Below are 17,406 nucleotides of genomic sequence, written 5' to 3'. Positions count from 1 at the left end.
TCTATGTCAGATTTGAAAAAATACGAAGGTGTCATTCCAGCCTTCTACGCATGTTACGATGATCAAGGAGAAGTAAGTCCAGAGCGCACACGTGCCTTGGTTCAATACTTCATTGATAAGGGAGTTCAAGGTCTCTATGTCAACGGTTCTTCTGGTGAATGTATCTACCAAAGCGTAGAGGACCGCAAGTTGATTTTGGAAGAAGTCATGGCAGTTGCTAAGGGCAAATTGACCATCATCGCTCACGTAGCTTGCAACAATACCAAAGACAGTATGGAACTTGCTCGCCATGCGGAAAGTTTGGGTGTAGATGCCATTGCAACGATTCCACCAATTTACTTCCGTTTGCCTGAGTACTCAGTTGCCAAATACTGGAATGACATTAGTGCTGCAGCTCCAAACACAGACTACGTGATTTATAATATTCCTCAATTGGCAGGAGTTGCTTTGACTCCAGGTCTCTACACTGAAATGTTGAAGAATCCACGTGTTATCGGTGTTAAGAATTCTTCTATGCCAGTTCAAGATATCCAAACCTTTGTCAGCCTTGGGGGAGAAGACCACATCGTATTCAATGGTCCAGATGAACAGTTCCTAGGTGGACGACTCATGGGTGCAAAAGCTGGTATCGGTGGTACTTACGGTGCTATGCCAGAACTCTTCTTGAAACTCAATCAGTTGATTGCTGACAAAGACTTGGAAACAGCGCGTGAATTGCAATACGCTATTAACGCAATCATTGGCAAATTGACTGCTGCACATGGAAATATGTACGGTGTCATCAAAGAAGTTTTGAAAATCAATGAAGGTTTGAACATTGGTTCAGTTCGTTCACCATTGACGCCAGTGACTGAAGAAGATCGTCCAGTTGTAGAAGCAGCTGCTCAATTGATTCGTGAAACCAAGGAGCGCTTCCTCTAATCCATAAGGAGGTATTTATGACACACTACGTTGCAATTGATATTGGTGGAACCAACATCAAATATGGTTTGATTGACCAAGAAGGCCAACTTGTTGAATCGCATGAAATGCCAACTGAGGCGCATAAGGGTGGCCCTCATATCTTACAAAAGACAAAAGATATCGTAGCCAGCTATTTAGAAAAAGGCCCAGTAGCAGGTGTTGCCATTTCTTCTGCAGGAATGGTGGATCCTGATAAGGGTGAGATTTTCTATGCTGGCCCGCAAATTCCTAACTATGCAGGAACCCAGTTCAAGAAGGAAATCGAGACGAGTTTTGCTATTCCTTGTGAGATTGAAAATGATGTCAACTGTGCAGGTCTTGCTGAGGCAGTATCTGGTTCAGGCAAGGGAGCGAGTGTCACTCTTTGCTTGACCATTGGAACCGGTATCGGTGGCTGCTTGATTATGGATGGGAAAGTCTTCCATGGATTTAGCAATTCAGCCTGCGAAGTCGGTTATATGCATATGCAGGATGGGGCTTTCCAAGATTTGGCTTCTACGACAGCCTTGGTAGAATATGTGGCAGCAGCTCACGGAGATTCAGTTGACCAGTGGAATGGCCGACGCATTTTCAAGGAAGCTACTGAAGGAAACAAGATTTGTATGGCTGGTATTGACCGCATGGTAGACTATTTAGGAAGAGGCCTGGCAAATATTTGCTACGTTGCCAATCCAGAAGTGGTCATTCTCGGTGGCGGTATCATGGGGCAAGAGGCTATCCTTAAACCGAAGATCCGTACAGCCTTGAAGGCGGCCTTGGTACCAAGCTTAGCTGAAAAAACACGATTGGAATTTGCCCATCACCAAAATACAGCAGGGATGCTCGGTGCATATTACCATTTCAAAACAAAACAATCCTAGTTTGGAACTATAGAATTAAGAAAAACACTTAATCACTACTTGAGTGAAAACTGTTTTGCTTAATTCTTTTTTTTGATGATAGAAAAATTGTCAAGGTATATGAAAAGTAGCGGAGAGCCCCTTTAAGATAGCCTTAGAAGACGGTGCAAGCTCTTTACCTTGTTTCTAAAAACTAAACCTAAGTCAAGAAGAAAAAAATGATATAATGAGATGGGCGAGAAATTGACAAATTAGAATTTGTAAAGGTGAGAAAAATGCAATGGCAACACATCTAACTTAAATCGAAATACTATAAAATTACGAGGAGATGATAAGATGAACAATTATATAAAATTAAATGAAGATAGATGGAATAATGTAAAAAATGACTACACTGAGCCATTGACACAGGAAGAATTAGAAGAAGTTAGAAAACATCCAATTTCTGTTGCCTTAACTGTTGGGAAAAAAGTTCCGAAAGAATGGTTTGAAAAAGCCAAGGGAAAAAAGATATTAGGGTTAGCTTGTGGTGGTGGACAGCAGGGACCAGTTTTTGCTGCAAAAGGTTATGATGTCACCATCATGGATTTTTCTAAATCACAATTACAAAGAGATGAGCTGGTTGCTAAAAGAGATGGCTTAAAAATCACTACCGTTCAAGGCGATATGACCAAACCATTTCCGTTTGAAGATGAAACTTTTGATATTGTTTTTAATCCGGTTTCAAATGTATACATAGAAGATTTAGAAAACATATATAAAGAAGCCTCTCGAGTATTGAAAAAGGGCGGTTTGTTAATGGTCGGATTTATGAATCCTTGGATATACATGTATGATGCTGACATTGTATGGGACAAACCTGATGAGGAATTACTTTTGAAGTTTGCACTACCTTTTAATTCAAAAGAGCTTGAAGAGGAAGGCAAGATAACCATCAATCCAGAATATGGATATGAATTTAGCCATACCTTAGAAACGCAAATCAGAGGACAACTCAAAAATGGTCTCGCTATGATTGATTTTTATGAATCGTGTGATAAAAGACATCGATTATCACGTTATGGAGATGACTACATCGCTACACTCTGCATTAAACTATGATATTATAGAACGTACTTCTGAAGAATAGCTCATTTTATTTTACGATTAGAATTTCCCATACCCAAAATACCGCAGGGATGTTGGGTGCCTATTATCATTTTATACTCAATGAAAACCAAAGAGCAAAGTAGGGAGCGAGCCATAGGTTGCTCAAAGCACAGCTTTGAGGTTGTAGATAAGACTGACGAAGTCAGTTACCTATACGTACGGCAAGGTGAAGCTGACGTGGTTTGAAGAGATTTTTGAAGAGTATTAAAACAAAACAATCCTAGTTTGGTTGAACCAAACTAGGATTTTCTAACGCGTTTTTGTCTACGATAGCCATTGAGTTTTTTATTTTCCCAATAGCTGTTAAAGATTTTTTCCTTGCTATCTCGATTGATTTCCAAAAAGTAGGCATAAATCAAATCTATTAAAATGAGCATAGGGAGCTGAGCGGAAATACGCTGGATGTAAGAAGATTGACTATGGCTTGCGACAAGGACTGTTTCGGTATAAGCCTGACTATTTTTGTTTGGAGCGCTGGTAAAGAGAATGGTCTTAGCCCCCATTTCCTTGGCATCCAACAAACTATCTAGAACGGATTGGGTAGTGCCAGATAGGGAAAAGCCAAGCACCAAACAATTTTCATCCATGATACTGGTCGTCCATGCAAAGCCATCCTGATCGGTCAAAGCTTCACAGACAACACCTAGACGCATAAAACGGAGTTTCATCTCACGGGCAATCAGACCAGAACTTCCCGTCCCAAAAAAGTAAACTCGTTCAGCGTCATCGATTAATTGGGCAACTCGTTCCAGTTGTTCTTCGTCAATTAAATCCTGTGTTTGTTCCCGTAGGTTGCTGTAGCTTCGTAAAACACGTTTGGTCAAAGGGCTGTGTTGGTGCGAATGAGTGTCCGGTTTATTGGCCTGGTGTTGGTATTGAAAAACAAATTCTCGATAGCCAGTAAAGCCACATTTTTTTGCAAAACGGGTAAGGGCAGCTTGGGAAACATGCAGTTTTTGAGTAACCTGTTGCGATGATAGATCATCCACAATCGTATCTACCTGCAAGAAATAACGAGCGATTTCCTGTTCTAACTCTGTTAATTCTTCAAAATGAAGATCAATAATAGTTGCGATATCCTGCTTTTTCATGGAGCTCCTTTTCATGAGTCAAACTCTTAAAAGTTGACGATTGCCAGCTTATTAACATCATTATATCATAGAAGTTAGGATAACCAAATAAAAAGGCATTTTCGATTAAAAGTCAAAAAATGCTTCGACTTTTCCAAGAGTTTCTCCGTAAAATATGGTACAATGAAAAGTACCGAGCTTCACCCGTTTGCTCTATTATTTTAGCTGAAAATGAAGGTGAAAATCGGGAATTTTTCTAGAAAAGAGTCTTAGTTGTATGAGAAAATTCAATAGCCATTCGATTCCGATTCGGCTTAATTTACTGTTTGCCATTGTTATCCTACTGTTTATGACCATTATCGGTCGATTGTTATACATGCAGGTACTGAATAAAGATTTCTATGAAGCAAAGTTGGCATCAGCCAGCCAGACTAGGGTGACAACCAGTTCAGCTCGTGGGCAAATCTACGATGCAACAGGGAAACCCTTGGTAGAAAACACACTTAAGCAAGTTGTTTCTTTCACACGAAACAATAAGATGACGGCGGCAGAGTTAAAGGAGACGGCTAAAAAACTGCTGACTTACGTGAATGTCACTTCCCCTGAACTCACAGACCGTCAGATTGCAGACTACTACTTGGCGGATCAGGACGTTTACAAAAAAACAGTCGAATCCTTACCAAGCGATAAACGCCTAGATTCAGATGGGAACCGCTTATCAGAAGCGACACTTTACAATAATGCGGTTGAAAGCATAGACGTGAGTCAACTTAATTATACAGATGACCAGAAAAAGGAAATCTATCTCTTTAGTCAGCTCAATGCTGTTGAAAATTTTGCAACGGGCACCATTTCAACAGATGCTTTAGATGATACTCAGGTTGCTCTTGTGGCTTCTGCATCCAAGGAATTACCGGGCATTAGTATTTCAACCTCATGGGACCGAAAAGTACTAGACACTTCTCTATCGTCTATCGTCGGTAGCGTTTCAAATGAAAAGTCAGGACTTCCAGCTGAGGAAGTTGACGCTTATCTCAAGAAAGGCTACTCTCTCAATGACCGAGTGGGAACTTCTTATCTTGAAAAGCAATATGAAGATGTTCTTCAAGGCAAACGCTCCGTCAAGGAAATCCACCTCGATAAACATGGAAATATGGAAAGTGTGGAAAATGTCGAAGAAGGAAGCAAAGGAAACAATATCAAGTTAACAGTTGACCTAGCTTTCCAGAATGGTGTGGATGACCTACTTAAGAGCTACTTTAACTCCGAGTTGAGTAACGGTGGAGCTAAATATTCTGAAGGAGTTTACGCAGTCGCTCTTAATCCTAAAACAGGTGCAGTTCTAGCCATGTCAGGTATCAAGCATGATGTTGAATCAGGCAAACTGAGCTCAGACTCTCTAGGAACAGTCACTAACGTCTTTGTGCCAGGTTCTGTTGTCAAGGCGGCAACCATTAGCTCTGGCTGGGAAAACGGGGTCTTGTCAGGCAATCAAACCTTACTTGACCAGCCCATAGTCTTTCAAGCTTCCTCTCCTATCAATTCATGGTATACCTTGTCCTATGGCTCTTTCCCTATCACAGCAGTTGAGGCTTTGGAATACTCTTCTAATGCTTACATGGTTCAAACTGCGCTAGGAATCATGGGACAAACCTATAAACCCAATATGATGGTAGCAACGAGTCAATTAGATACAGCTATGGGCAAATTGCGATCAACCTTTGGGGAATATGGACTCGGAGCTTCAACAGGGATTGACCTTCCAGATGAATCAACAGGATTTATACCAAAAGAATTTGATTTGGCCAACTATCTAAATAATGCTTTTGGTCAGTTTGACAACTACACACCTATGCAGTTAGCCCAGTATGTCGCGACCATTGCAAACAACGGCGTACGATTGGCTCCCCACATCGTTGAAGGCGTTTATGGAAACAATGACCAAGGTGGCTTAGGTAGTCTAGTTCAAGAAACATCCACCAAGGAACTGAACAAGGTCAATATCTCAGAATCAGATATGGCTATCTTGCAACAAGGTTTCTATCAAGTTTCGCATGGAACGAGTGCTCTGACAACTGGTCGTGCCTTTTCAAATGGTGCAGCCGTTTCCATCAGTGGAAAGACAGGTACTGCCGAAAGTTATGTTAATGGCGGTCAAAAAGCCAACAATACCAACGCAGTCGCTTATGCACCAACCGAAAATCCCCAAATCGCTGTCGCAGTCGTCTTTCCTCATAACACCAACCTAACAAATGGTGTCGGACCTTCGATTGCACGCGACATTATCAATCTTTATAATCAACACCATCCAATGAATTAGAAAGGAACTTATGCTGTATCCAACACCAATTGCCAAGCTGATTGATAGCTATTCAAAGTTACCAGGTATCGGGATCAAAACGGCTACCCGTCTAGCCTTCTATACCATTGGAATGTCTGATGACGATGTCAATGAATTTGCCAAAAACCTACTGTCTGCTAAGCGGGAATTGACCTATTGTTCCATCTGTGGTCGCTTGACCGATGATGATCCCTGCTCTATCTGTACAGATCCAACTCGAGACCAGACAACAATCTTGGTGCTAGAGGATAGTCGCGATGTGGCTGCTATGGAAAACATCCAAGAATACCACGGACTCTATCATGTCTTGCATGGACTCATTTCTCCGATGAATGGTATCAGTCCAGACGATATCAATCTCAAGAGTCTTATGACCCGTCTCATGGATAGTGAGGTTTCAGAGGTGATTGTGGCAACCAATGCGACAGCAGATGGGGAAGCGACATCTATGTATCTCTCTCGTCTTCTCAAGCCAGCTGGTATCAAGGTTACTCGCTTGGCACGAGGTCTAGCAGTGGGAGCAGATATCGAGTATGCGGATGAAGTCACACTCTTACGAGCTATTGAAAATCGAACAGAGTTGTAGGAGTAAACAAATTTACGAACTCAATTCATTTATACAAGAACGGGGAGACCGAGTTTGTCGTTATCGGTCTCTTTTTATATTTCTTTACTACTAGTACCATGTTCAAGTTTCAAAAAAGAAGCAAATATGATATACTAAGGTGCGAGTATTCTATTAGAAAATAGGACAGTAATATGAAACAAACGATTATTCTTTTATACGGTGGGCGGAGTGCAGAGCGTGAAGTCTCTGTCCTTTCAGCTGAAAGTGTTATGCGTGCGGTCAACTACGACCGTTTCACAGTCAAGACTTTCTTTATTAGTCAGTCAGGTGACTTTATCAAAACGCAGGAATTTAACCAGACACCAGGTCAAGAGGACCGTCTTATGACCAATGCGACCATTGACTGGGACAAGAAAATCGCGCCAAGTGCCATATACGAAGAAGGTGCAGTAGTCTTTCCAGTTCTTCATGGCCCGATGGGAGAAGATGGCTCTGTTCAAGGATTCTTGGAAGTCTTGAAAATGCCTTATGTTGGTTGCAACATTTTGTCATCCAGTCTTGCCATGGATAAAATTACGACCAAGCGTGTGTTAGAATCTGTAGGGATTGCTCAAGTTCCTTATGTGGCTATCGTCGAAGGCGATGATGTGACTGCTAAAATCGCTGAAGTTGAAGAAAAATTGACTTATCCAGTCTTCACGAAGCCGTCAAACATGGGTTCCAGTGTCGGTATTTCTAAGTCTGAAAATCAAGAAGAACTCCGTCAAGCTCTAGAACTTGCCTTCCAATATGACAGCCGTGTCTTGGTAGAGCAAGGGGTGAATGCCCGTGAAATCGAGGTTGGTCTCTTGGGCAACTACGATGTCAAGAGCACTTTGCCAGGCGAAGTGGTCAAGGATGTTGCCTTTTATGACTACGATGCCAAATATATCGATAACAAGATTACCATGGACATCCCAGCCAAGATCAGTGATGATGTGGTAGTTGTCATGCGTCGAAACGCTGAAACAGCCTTCCGTGCTATCGGTGGCCTTGGTCTGTCTCGTTGCGATTTCTTCTATACAGATCAGGGCGAGATTTTCCTAAACGAGCTTAATACCATGCCAGGTTTCACCCAGTGGTCTATGTATCCACTACTTTGGGACAATATGGGAATCGGCTACCCAGAACTAATCGAGCGTTTGGTTGACCTTGCCAGGGAAAGTTTTGACAAGCGCGAAGCGCATTTGCTATAAAAATGAAAGAGAGGGGTAGGAGCCAGAACCATCACCGCAAAGTGAGTCGAGTTCTCGGACTTCAACCCTTTTTAAAGGAGTAGAAATGAAATTAACAATCCACGAAGTTGCGCAAGCTGTTGGAGCTAAAAATGATGTTAGTCTCTTTGCGGACGCTCAGTTAGAAAAGGCTGAGTTTGATAGTCGTTTGATTGCTACAGGGGACTTGTTTGTGCCCCTCAAAGGTGCGCGTGATGGCCATGACTTTATCGAAACAGCTTTTGAAAATGGTGCAGCAGTAACCTTGTCTGAGAAAGAGGTTGCAAATCATCCCTACATTCTAGTAGACGACGTGTTGTCTGCCTTTCAAACCCTCGCAGCCTACTATCTTGAAAAAACGGGAGTTGATGTCTTTGCGGTTACGGGTTCAAATGGCAAGACAACGACCAAGGATATGTTAGCGCATTTACTGTCAACAATCTACAAGACATACAAAACTCAAGGAAATTACAATAACGAGATTGGACTTCCCTACACGGTTCTCCATATGCCTGAGGGAACAGAAAAATTGGTCTTGGAGATGGGGCAGGATCACTTGGGAGATATCCATCTCTTGTCTGAATTGGCTCATCCAAAAACAGCCATCGTGACCTTGGTTGGAGAAGCCCATTTGGCCTTTTTCAAAGACCGTTCTGAGATTGCTAAGGGAAAAATGCAAATTGCAGATGGCATGACTTCAGGTTCCTTGCTTTTAGCTCCGACTGACCCTATTGTAGAGGCCTACTTGCCAACTGATAAAAAGGTGGTTCGTTTTGGCCAAGGAGCAGAGCTGGAAATTACAGACTTGGTTGAGCGCAAGGACAGTCTGACCTTCAAGGCCAATTTCTTGGAACAAGACCTTGATTTGCCAGTGACTGGTAAGTACAATGCCACCAATGCTATGATTGCTGCTTATGTGGCTCTACAAGAAGGAGTTTCAGAGGAGCAGATTCGTCAGGCTTTCCAAAATCTTGAATTGACTCGTAACCGTACCGAGTGGAAGAAAGCAGCCAATGGAGCAGATATTCTGTCAGATGTTTACAATGCCAATCCAACTGCTATGAAGCTAATTTTAGAGACTTTTTCGGCTATTCCAGCCAATGAAGGGGGCAAGAAAATAGCAGTTTTAGCGGATATGAAGGAACTCGGTGACCAATCTATCCAACTCCATAACCAGATTATTTTGAGCCTATCTCCAGATGTGCTTGATATGGTTATTTTCTATGGAGAAGACATTGCTGAATTGGCTCAACTGGCCAGTCAAATGTTCCCAATCGGTCATGTATACTACTTCAAGAAAACAGGCGACGAAGACCAGTTTGAAGCCATGGTCAAGCAGGTTAAGGAAAGCCTCGGTGCCAATGACCAAATTCTGCTTAAAGGCTCTAACTCTATGAATCTAGCCAAGTTGGTAGAAAGTTTAGAAAACGAATGCAAGTGATTTTACCCAGTATCTGCAAAGAATGTTAGCCATTACGGATACTGGATTAACCTTTACAAAAGATCCTTTTGACCGCGAGCGCTACGAGGACTTGCGAGGTCTGTTTAGCGAAATGTTGAATCAGGTATCAGACTTTGATGCAGAAGAAGTGGCAGAAGTCTTGAAACCAACTTCCGCTTACGCGACTCCTCTGATGGACGTCCGTGCTTGGATTGTTGAGGATGAAAAAGTCTGTTTAGTTAGAGGAAAAGGAGAGGATAGTTGGGCTTTGCCAGGTGGATTTGGTGAAGTCGGCTATTCTCCAACTGAAAATATTCTCAAGGAAATTGAAGAAGAAACCGGTTTTACAGCAAAAACTGAAAGGTTACTTGCAGTTGTTGATACCAATCGTTTCCAACTACAGAGCAAACAATATGCAAAGTTTGTGTTTGAATGCCAACTTTTTGACGGACAATTTCAAGAGAATCAAGAAATTGCCGACCTTCAATTTTTTGCCATTAATCAACTGCCAGTCTTATCTGAAAAACGCATTACCAAGGAGCAGATGGAGATTCTTTGGCAGGTTTATCAGGGACAAAGAGAGCAATATATTGATTAGGTTATGCTAGAGAAGTCTGCAAATCAAAAAAGGGTGTCTGCAAGGTGCATTTCTGCGAGACAAATGATATAATAGGTTGCGAATTTAAGTCGCAAGTATTCTATGCTTAGTATAGAATCAAGCTTTTTCAAAAAAATTAAAAAGGTCGAGCAGTGACTTTTCTACTGCTCCGGCTAGATGAACGAGGAATAGAATATGAATTTGTGGGAACAATTATTTACCACACAGATATCAGAACCGCCCCAGTTTGAACTCCACTGGTATATTGGTTTGTTATGTTTATTGGCTTTTACTTTCTATGCTTCTTATCGCTTTCGCGACAAGGTGGCTTACCAGCGCTTTATTCAGATCCTTCAGTCTGTTCAACTGATTGTTCTGTATAGCTGGTATTGGGGGAATCTCATGCCTCTGTCAGAAAGTTTACCCTTCTATCATTGCCGTATCGCCATGTTTGTTATGCTCTTGATTCCAGGAACATCCAAGTACAAACAGTACTTTGCTCTTTTAGGAACTTTTGGAGCAACAGCAGCTCTGGCTTACCCACTCTTTGACCCTTATCCGTTTCCGCACGTGACCATCTTATCCTTTATCATCGGGCACGTGGCACTTTTGGGGAATGCGCTCCTATACTTGTTTAAGAATTATGAAGCTTCCCTGCTCAATTTGAAAAATGTGACAGTGATTACATTTTCTCTAAATGCCTTGATAGGTGTTGTCAACTTGGTTGTAGGTGGAGATTATGGATTTTTAAATAAACCACCACTAGTGGGGAATCACGGACTATTGGCTAACTACCTCATCGTGTCCAGTGTGTTGGTAGCAGCAATCAGCTTGACTGCAAAAGTAGTAGAGGTCTTTTTGCAACAAAGAGCAGAAAAAATGATTCAAGAGAAAGCCTAAGAAGGCCTTCTCTTTTTTGATTAAATATGCAAAATATAGCTGTAAGGATATAAAAATAATGATTGCTCCTGAGAAAAATCGTTCAAAAGACTTTTACAAAAAACCTAGAGGAAATTTATGAAAAACTAAGCACGATTGGATTTTTTGTGTTATAATATTTTGTGAATAGCTGTGTCTCGTCACAGTTATTGAAAATAGAAGTGAGAAACTTGGAAGACAGAGAGGACCCAATGTAATGACTAGAGATGGTTTTTTTACAGGCTTAGATATCGGAACTAGCTCCATCAAAGTGCTGGTTGCCGAACATAGAGATGGTGAAGTAAATGTAATTGGCGTTAGCAATGCCAAAAGTAAAGGTGTCAAAGACGGGATTATCGTTGATATTGAGGCTGCTGCTTCAGCAATTAAATCCGCAATTTCCCAGGCAGAAGAGAAGGCAGGAATTTCAATCAAGTCTGTCAATGTTGGTTTACCAGCAAACCTCTTGCAGGTTGAACCAACACAAGGAATGATTCCTGTAACATCAGATACAAAAGAAATTACAGATCAGGATGTTGAAAATGTTGTCAAATCAGCTTTGACAAAGAGCATGACGCCTGACCGTGAAGTGATTACGTTCATTCCTGAAGAGTTTATCGTGGATGGTTTCCAAGGTATTCGTGACCCTCGTGGCATGATGGGCGTGCGTTTGGAAATGCGTGGTTTACTTTACACAGGACCTCGTACCATTCTTCATAACCTTCGTAAAACCGTGGAGCGTGTGGGAATCCATGTTGACAACGTCATCATCTCACCATTAGCGATTGTAAATTCAGTTCTCAATGAGGGAGAACGTGAGTTTGGCGCGACAGTGATTGATATGGGTGGTGGACAGACTACAGTTGCAACCATTCGCAATCAAGAATTGCAATTTACAAATATCTACCAAGAAGGTGGAGAATATGTCACTAAAGACATTTCCAAAGTCTTAAAAACTTCCCAAAAAATCGCAGAAAGTTTGAAACTAAACTATGGTGAAGCTTATGTTCCACTAGCAAGTAACGAGACTTTCCAAGTTGAAGTCATTGGTGAAGTAGAGCCCGTTGAAGTGACAGAAAGTTACTTGGCAGAAATTATCTCAGCACGTATCAAACATATTTTTGATCAAATTAAACAGGAGTTAGACAGAAGACACTTGTTGGATCTACCAGGTGGTATCGTTCTGATCGGCGGAAATGCGATTTTACCAGGAGTTGTCGAATTGGCGCAAGAAGTGTTTGGTGTTCGAGTGAAACTCTATGTGCCAAATCAAGTGGGAATTCGCAACCCTGCTTTTGCACATGTAATCAGCTTGTCTGAGTTTGCTGGTAAATTGACAGAAGTGAATCTTCTGGCTCAAAAGGCAGTCAGAGGAGATGAATTCCTTCGCCAAAAACCAATTAATTTTGGTGTTTCAAATCAAAGTGTGACACCAATTATACAATCAACTCCAGTGCAACCAGCTACTGCAGCAACTGAAATTACACCTGACAGTGGCCTTGCTCCAAGAGACGAATTCCAAGCAAGTTCTCAAGATAAACCGAAATTAACAGACCGTTTCCGTAGCTTGATCGGAAGCATGTTTGATGAATAAAAGAGGAAAAGAAATTATGACATTTTCATTTGATACAGCAGCTGCTCAAGGTGCAGTTATTAAAGTAATTGGTGTCGGTGGAGGCGGTGGTAATGCTATTAACCGCATGATCGACGAAGGTGTTTCAGGCGTAGAATTCATTGCGGCGAACACAGACGTACAAGCCTTAAGTAGTACAAAAGCTGAAACAGTTATCCAACTCGGACCAAAGTTGACTCGTGGTTTGGGTGCTGGAGGTCGACCTGAGGTTGGTCGTAAGGCTGCTGAAGAAAGCGAAGAAGCATTGACAGCAGCAATTAGCGGAGCAGACATGGTCTTTATCACTGCTGGTATGGGTGGAGGATCTGGTACAGGTGCTGCCCCAGTGATAGCGCGTATTGCTAAAGATCTTGGTGCCCTTACAGTAGGTGTTGTGACACGTCCTTTTGGATTTGAAGGAAGCAAACGTGGTCAGTACGCTGTAGAAGGAATCAACGAACTTCGCGAACATGTTGATACTTTGTTGATTATTTCAAACAACAATTTGCTTGAAATTGTTGACAAGAAGACACCGCTTCTTGAAGCTCTTAGTGAAGCAGATAACGTTCTTCGCCAAGGTGTTCAAGGGATTACAGACTTGATTACCAACCCTGGTTTGATCAACCTTGACTTTGCTGACGTGAAAACTGTAATGGCAAACAAAGGAAATGCCCTTATGGGTATCGGTATCGGTAGTGGTGAAGAACGCGTTGTTGAAGCGGCTCGTAAAGCAATTTACTCTCCACTTCTTGAAACAACTATCGATGGTGCAGAGGATGTCATCGTCAACGTTACTGGTGGTCTTGATTTAACATTGATTGAAGCAGAAGAAGCTTCAGAAATCGTCAACCAAGCAGCTGGCCAAGGTGTAAACATCTGGCTTGGAACATCAATTGACGAAAGCATGAAGGATGAAATCCGTGTTACTGTTGTAGCGACAGGTGTTCGTCAAGAGCGTGTAGAAAAAGTTGTTGGTTCTTCAGTAAAACAAGCGGCTCGTCGTGAAGCTTCAAGACAACCGCACCCTCAAAATTTTGATCGTCATTTTGACCTAGAAGATACAGCAGAATTACCAAAACAAAGCCAACGACGCTTTGAAACAAGTCAATCTTCTGCTTTTGGTGATTGGGACTTGCGTCGTGAATCAATCGTTCGTCAAACTGATTCAGTCGTATCACCTGTAGAACGTTTCGAAGCACCGACTTATCAGGACGAAGATGAGTTGGACACACCTCCATTCTTCAAGAATCGTTAATCAATGGATTTGAAAAAAAATACAGAGTTCGTTTTTCAGCAGGTTGCTGAAGCTAGCCGAGAAGCCAATCGTGATCCAGCTTCTGTTTCAATTATTGCAGTGACGAAATATGTGGACGTAAAAACAGCGGAAGCCCTGCTTCCCCTGGGTGTTCATCATATCGGTGAAAATCGTGTTGATAAATTTTTAGAAAAATGTCAGACGTTAAAAGAATTCCCTGTCACTTGGCATTTGATTGGAACGCTACAAAGACGGAAGGTCAAAGAAGTAATCCCTTTTGTGGATTACTTTCATGCTTTAGATTCCTTGAAATTGGCACAGGAGATTCAAAAGAGAACAGATCATGTTATCAAGTGTTTCCTACAGGTCAATATTTCAGGAGAAGAAAGCAAGCACGGTTTTTCAAAAGAAGAATTACTAGAACTTTTGCCAGACTTGGCTCAGCTAGATCAGATTGAGTATGTTGGTTTGATGACCATGGCTCCTTTTGAGGCAGATTCTGATGAATTGAAACAAATTTTCAAGAAAACTCAGGAACTGCAAGCAGAAATTAGAGAAAAACAAATTCCTAATATGCCGATGACAGAGTTGAGCATGGGCATGAGTCGTGACTATAAGGAAGCGATTCAATTTGGTTCGACCTTTGTTCGAATTGGCACAGCATTTTTTAAATAGGAGAGATCTATGTCTTTAAAAGATAGATTTGATAAATTTATAGATTATTTTACAGAAGATGGGGAAGAAACAACTGCTACTTATCAACCTCAGGATGAGCAGATGATTGCTTCATCGAGTTCAGCTTCTAAAGAACTGCCAGCGCAGTTTCAATCAACCACTTCAAAAGATGCCAACATCACTCGCTTACATGCTCGCCAACAAGAATTGGCTATGCAAAGCCATCGTACAGATGAAAAAGTGACGATTGATGTTCGTTATCCTAGAAAATATGAGGATGCAACAGAGATCGTGGATTTATTGGCTGGAAATGAAAGTATCTTGATTGACTTCCAGTACATGACAGAGGTTCAGGCTCGTCGTTGTCTAGACTATCTGGACGGTGCCCGTCATGTTTTGGCAGGTAATCTGAAAAAAGTTGCGAGTACAATGTATTTGTTGACACCAGTCAATGTGGTTGTGAATATTGAAGATATCAAGTTGCCTGATGATTCTCAAAGTGCGGAATTTGGTTTTGATATTAAACGAAGTAGAGCGAAATAATGATTTTTCTGATTCGTCTAATCCAAAATGCAGTGAATATCTATTCCCTGCTTTTGTTAATCTATGCACTCCTCTCTTGGTTTCCAAATTCTTATGGTAGTTCACTAGAACGTTTACTGGAAAAGCTGATTAGACCGATTGTTGATCCACTTCGCCGTTTACCTTTACAATTTGGAGGTTTGGATTTATCCATTTGGCTAGCAATCTTAATCGTCCGTTTTTTGGGTGACAGCTTGATTCGTTTCTTGTTGATACTATGATGACAAATAAAGCGATTTACCAGCACTTTTCTCTTGATGATGCTCCCTTTATTGATAAGGGATTAGAGTGGATCAAGCGGGTGGAAGATACTTATGCTCCTGTCCTCACTGCTTTTGTCAACCCGCATCAGGAACAGATACTGAGGGTTTTGGCTGGGACCTATGAACTGGGCTGTGTGAGTAGCGGAGAATATATCCAGACGGAATTTGTCCGTGTCCTTCTGTATCCGGACTATTTTAGTCCGACACTGTCAGATTTTGAAATGGCATTGCTAGAGATCCATTATCCAAGTAGGTTTGAAAAGCTAACACATTCAAAGATTTTGGGGACAATCATCAATCAACTAGGAATTGATCGTAAGCTCTTTGGTGATATCTTGGTAGATGAAAAGAGAGCACAGATTTTTGTCAATCGTGATTTTATCCCTCTGTTTCAGGACGGGATACAAAAGATTGCCAGACTACCTGTGTCGCTGGAGGAATGTCCTTTCACCGATAAAATCATATCTGAGATCAATTATCAAGAACAAGAGATTTTGATTTCCAGTTTTCGTTTGGATTCCCTCTTATCAAGTGCCTTGAAATTATCCAGAAAGCAGGCTAGTCAACTCATAGAGAAAAAATCTGTTCAGGTAAACTACCACCCCATTGAAAAATTAGATTATCTAGTAGCTGTAGGGGATTTGATTAGTGTGAGAAAGTTTGGTCGTCTGAAGATTGTCAAAGAAAATGGGCAAACTAAAAGGGATAAGATAAAACTGACTATCCAATTATTATTAAGTAAGTGAGGAAAAGTATGCCAATTACATCATTAGAAATTAAAGATAAAACCTTTTCTACGAAATTCAGAGGGTTTGATCCAGAAGAAGTAGATGAATTTCTTGATATTGTTGTTCGTGATTACGAGGACTTAGTTCGCAATAATCACGAAATGGAAAGACACATTAGAAGTTTAGAAGAGCGCTTATCTTACTTTGATGAGATGAAGGATTCGTTGAGCCAGTCTGTTTTGATTGCTCAAGATACGGCTGAACGTGTAAAACAAGCTGCTCAAGAGCGCTCAAACAATATTATTCAACAGGCTGAGCAAGATGCCCAGCGCCTCCTTGAAGAGGCAAAATACAAAGCTAATGAAATCCTACGTCAGGCAACAGATAATGCTAAGAAAGTAGCTGTTGAGACAGAGGAATTGAAAAACAAAAGCCGTGTATTTCATCAACGTCTCAAATCTACGATTGAGAGCCAGTTGGCAATTGTCGAATCTTCAGATTGGGAAGATATTCTTCGTCCGACTGCGACTTATCTCCAAACAAGTGATGAAGCCTTCAAGGAAGTCGTAGGTGAGGTCTTGGGAGAAGCTGTTCCTTCGCAACCAGAAGAAGAGCCGATTGATGTGACTCGCCAATTTTCACCTGAAGAAATGGCTGAGTTACAAGCCCGCATCGAAGCAGGTAACAAAGAATTAGCTGAGTTTGAAGCTCAGCAGGCTAACAGTCAAGCGGAAGGTCATGTGTTAGATATCAATACGGTTGTAGAAGAGATACAGTCTCATTCAGTTGAGCCACAACATGAGGATTCAGAAATGATGACAGAGTATTTCTCAGTATCGCCATCAGCAACTGGAACTGCTTCTTCAACTACTAGCCATGGAGCACAACAAGAATCCGTTACAATATTATAAGAAATAAATGTGAGAACAAGATCTGACCAACTATATTTCCAGCGAGTAGGAGACGGTGTGAGTCCTGCAATCCCTAGTGGTGAGATTATCCTCTCAAGTAATCCAGTCTGAAAGCAGTAAGATTGGACGTTGCCCACGTTACGGGAAAAGAGGAAAAGAGGCTTTGTCTTTTTTCGAACAAAGGTGGTACCACGATTTTCGTCCTTTTTAGCGATTCGTGGTTTTTAATTTGTCTATATA

At 41.5% G+C, this 17,406-nt stretch carries 17 protein-coding genes; 16 read left to right on the top strand and 1 reads right to left on the bottom strand.

Annotation, left to right across the window (positions count from 1 at the left end):
- Positions 1-3: 3 nt before the first annotated feature.
- The 3 genes from D8854_RS03315 (at position 4) to D8854_RS03305 (ending at position 2,903) form a co-directional block, all read left to right on the top strand.
- Positions 4-921: a dihydrodipicolinate synthase family protein gene (locus D8854_RS03315; RefSeq protein WP_125448655.1), complete on the top strand. Its 918-nt coding sequence runs from the start codon at positions 4-6 to the stop codon at positions 919-921.
- Positions 922-938: 17 nt separating this feature from the next.
- Complete coding sequence (locus D8854_RS03310; protein WP_125449593.1) at positions 939-1,823, top strand: ROK family protein; 885 nt, start codon at positions 939-941, stop codon at positions 1,821-1,823.
- 315 nt (positions 1,824-2,138) lie between these two features.
- The gene (locus tag D8854_RS03305; protein WP_125449591.1) at positions 2,139-2,903 is read left to right on the top strand and encodes a class I SAM-dependent methyltransferase; all 765 of its coding nucleotides are present in this window, start codon (positions 2,139-2,141) and stop codon (positions 2,901-2,903) included.
- Between the two features lie 287 nt (positions 2,904-3,190).
- On the opposite strand, the gene D8854_RS03300 is transcribed toward D8854_RS03305, so the two are convergent.
- Positions 3,191-4,042, bottom strand: coding sequence for a MurR/RpiR family transcriptional regulator (locus D8854_RS03300; protein WP_125449589.1), 852 nt, complete (start codon positions 4,040-4,042; stop codon positions 3,191-3,193).
- 256 nt (positions 4,043-4,298) lie between these two features.
- On the opposite strand from D8854_RS03300, the gene pbp2b reads away from it, so the two are divergent.
- The 13 genes from pbp2b (at position 4,299) to D8854_RS03235 (ending at position 17,166) form a co-directional block, all read left to right on the top strand.
- Positions 4,299-6,341 (top strand): penicillin-binding protein PBP2B, encoded by a 2,043-nt coding sequence (gene pbp2b, locus D8854_RS03295; protein ID WP_125449587.1) that lies wholly within the window; start codon positions 4,299-4,301, stop codon positions 6,339-6,341.
- A 10-nt stretch (positions 6,342-6,351) separates the two neighbouring features.
- Positions 6,352-6,948 (top strand): recombination mediator RecR, encoded by a 597-nt coding sequence (gene recR, locus D8854_RS03290; RefSeq protein WP_000966754.1) that lies wholly within the window; start codon positions 6,352-6,354, stop codon positions 6,946-6,948.
- 173 nt (positions 6,949-7,121) lie between these two features.
- On the top strand, positions 7,122-8,165 hold the full coding sequence (locus D8854_RS03285; protein ID WP_125449585.1) for a D-alanine--D-alanine ligase: 1,044 nt from the start codon (positions 7,122-7,124) through the stop codon (positions 8,163-8,165).
- An 85-nt stretch (positions 8,166-8,250) separates the two neighbouring features.
- Entirely contained in the window at positions 8,251-9,624 is a 1,374-nt protein-coding gene (locus D8854_RS03280) for a UDP-N-acetylmuramoyl-tripeptide--D-alanyl-D-alanine ligase (protein WP_125449583.1), read from the top strand.
- A 22-nt stretch (positions 9,625-9,646) separates the two neighbouring features.
- A complete protein-coding gene (locus tag D8854_RS03275; protein ID WP_125449581.1) occupies positions 9,647-10,222 on the top strand; it encodes an NUDIX hydrolase in 576 nt (191 codons plus the stop codon).
- A gap of 195 nt (positions 10,223-10,417) precedes the next feature.
- The gene (locus tag D8854_RS03270) at positions 10,418-11,122 is read left to right on the top strand and encodes a TIGR02206 family membrane protein (RefSeq protein ID WP_125449579.1); all 705 of its coding nucleotides are present in this window, start codon (positions 10,418-10,420) and stop codon (positions 11,120-11,122) included.
- Positions 11,123-11,357: 235 nt separating this feature from the next.
- Positions 11,358-12,734, top strand: a complete 1,377-nt coding sequence (gene ftsA / locus D8854_RS03265; protein WP_000196334.1) for a cell division protein FtsA — start codon at positions 11,358-11,360, stop codon at positions 12,732-12,734.
- Positions 12,735-12,750: 16 nt separating this feature from the next.
- Positions 12,751-14,007, top strand: a complete 1,257-nt coding sequence (gene ftsZ, locus D8854_RS03260) for a cell division protein FtsZ (protein WP_084976373.1) — start codon at positions 12,751-12,753, stop codon at positions 14,005-14,007.
- A gap of 3 nt (positions 14,008-14,010) precedes the next feature.
- The gene (locus D8854_RS03255; RefSeq protein ID WP_125449577.1) at positions 14,011-14,682 is read left to right on the top strand and encodes a YggS family pyridoxal phosphate-dependent enzyme; all 672 of its coding nucleotides are present in this window, start codon (positions 14,011-14,013) and stop codon (positions 14,680-14,682) included.
- A gap of 9 nt (positions 14,683-14,691) precedes the next feature.
- The gene (locus D8854_RS03250) at positions 14,692-15,225 is read left to right on the top strand and encodes a cell division protein SepF (RefSeq protein WP_000053360.1); all 534 of its coding nucleotides are present in this window, start codon (positions 14,692-14,694) and stop codon (positions 15,223-15,225) included.
- Positions 15,225-15,485, top strand: a complete 261-nt coding sequence (locus D8854_RS03245) for a YggT family protein (protein ID WP_000576497.1) — start codon at positions 15,225-15,227, stop codon at positions 15,483-15,485. The genes D8854_RS03250 and D8854_RS03245 overlap by 1 nt, the downstream gene beginning before the upstream one ends.
- Positions 15,482-16,273 carry an RNA-binding protein gene (locus D8854_RS03240; RefSeq protein ID WP_125449575.1) on the top strand — a complete coding sequence of 264 codons (792 nt, stop codon included), beginning with the start codon at positions 15,482-15,484 and terminating at the stop codon, positions 16,271-16,273. The genes D8854_RS03245 and D8854_RS03240 overlap by 4 nt, the downstream gene beginning before the upstream one ends.
- An 8-nt stretch (positions 16,274-16,281) precedes the next feature.
- The gene (locus D8854_RS03235) at positions 16,282-17,166 is read left to right on the top strand and encodes a DivIVA domain-containing protein (protein WP_125449573.1); all 885 of its coding nucleotides are present in this window, start codon (positions 16,282-16,284) and stop codon (positions 17,164-17,166) included.
- Positions 17,167-17,406 lie beyond the last annotated feature (240 nt).

The organism is Streptococcus mitis, from assembly GCF_003943905.1.
GTDB classification, from domain to species: Bacteria; Bacillota; Bacilli; order Lactobacillales; family Streptococcaceae; genus Streptococcus; species Streptococcus mitis_BC.
This window is presented reverse-complemented; position numbering and strand designations above follow the sequence as displayed.

Coding starts and splice junctions, on each gene's coding strand:
- D8854_RS03315 (WP_125448655.1), top strand. CDS start 4: ATGTCAGATTTGAAAAAATACGAAGGTGTCATTCCAGCCTTCTACGCA.
- D8854_RS03310 (WP_125449593.1), top strand. CDS start 939: ATGACACACTACGTTGCAATTGATATTGGTGGAACCAACATCAAATAT.
- D8854_RS03305 (WP_125449591.1), top strand. CDS start 2,139: ATGAACAATTATATAAAATTAAATGAAGATAGATGGAATAATGTAAAA.
- D8854_RS03300 (WP_125449589.1), bottom strand. CDS start 4,042: ATGAAAAAGCAGGATATCGCAACTATTATTGATCTTCATTTTGAAGAA.
- pbp2b (WP_125449587.1), top strand. CDS start 4,299: ATGAGAAAATTCAATAGCCATTCGATTCCGATTCGGCTTAATTTACTG.
- recR (WP_000966754.1), top strand. CDS start 6,352: ATGCTGTATCCAACACCAATTGCCAAGCTGATTGATAGCTATTCAAAG.
- D8854_RS03285 (WP_125449585.1), top strand. CDS start 7,122: ATGAAACAAACGATTATTCTTTTATACGGTGGGCGGAGTGCAGAGCGT.
- D8854_RS03280 (WP_125449583.1), top strand. CDS start 8,251: ATGAAATTAACAATCCACGAAGTTGCGCAAGCTGTTGGAGCTAAAAAT.
- D8854_RS03275 (WP_125449581.1), top strand. CDS start 9,647: ATGTTAGCCATTACGGATACTGGATTAACCTTTACAAAAGATCCTTTT.
- D8854_RS03270 (WP_125449579.1), top strand. CDS start 10,418: ATGAATTTGTGGGAACAATTATTTACCACACAGATATCAGAACCGCCC.
- ftsA (WP_000196334.1), top strand. CDS start 11,358: ATGACTAGAGATGGTTTTTTTACAGGCTTAGATATCGGAACTAGCTCC.
- ftsZ (WP_084976373.1), top strand. CDS start 12,751: ATGACATTTTCATTTGATACAGCAGCTGCTCAAGGTGCAGTTATTAAA.
- D8854_RS03255 (WP_125449577.1), top strand. CDS start 14,011: ATGGATTTGAAAAAAAATACAGAGTTCGTTTTTCAGCAGGTTGCTGAA.
- D8854_RS03250 (WP_000053360.1), top strand. CDS start 14,692: ATGTCTTTAAAAGATAGATTTGATAAATTTATAGATTATTTTACAGAA.
- D8854_RS03245 (WP_000576497.1), top strand. CDS start 15,225: ATGATTTTTCTGATTCGTCTAATCCAAAATGCAGTGAATATCTATTCC.
- D8854_RS03240 (WP_125449575.1), top strand. CDS start 15,482: ATGATGACAAATAAAGCGATTTACCAGCACTTTTCTCTTGATGATGCT.
- D8854_RS03235 (WP_125449573.1), top strand. CDS start 16,282: ATGCCAATTACATCATTAGAAATTAAAGATAAAACCTTTTCTACGAAA.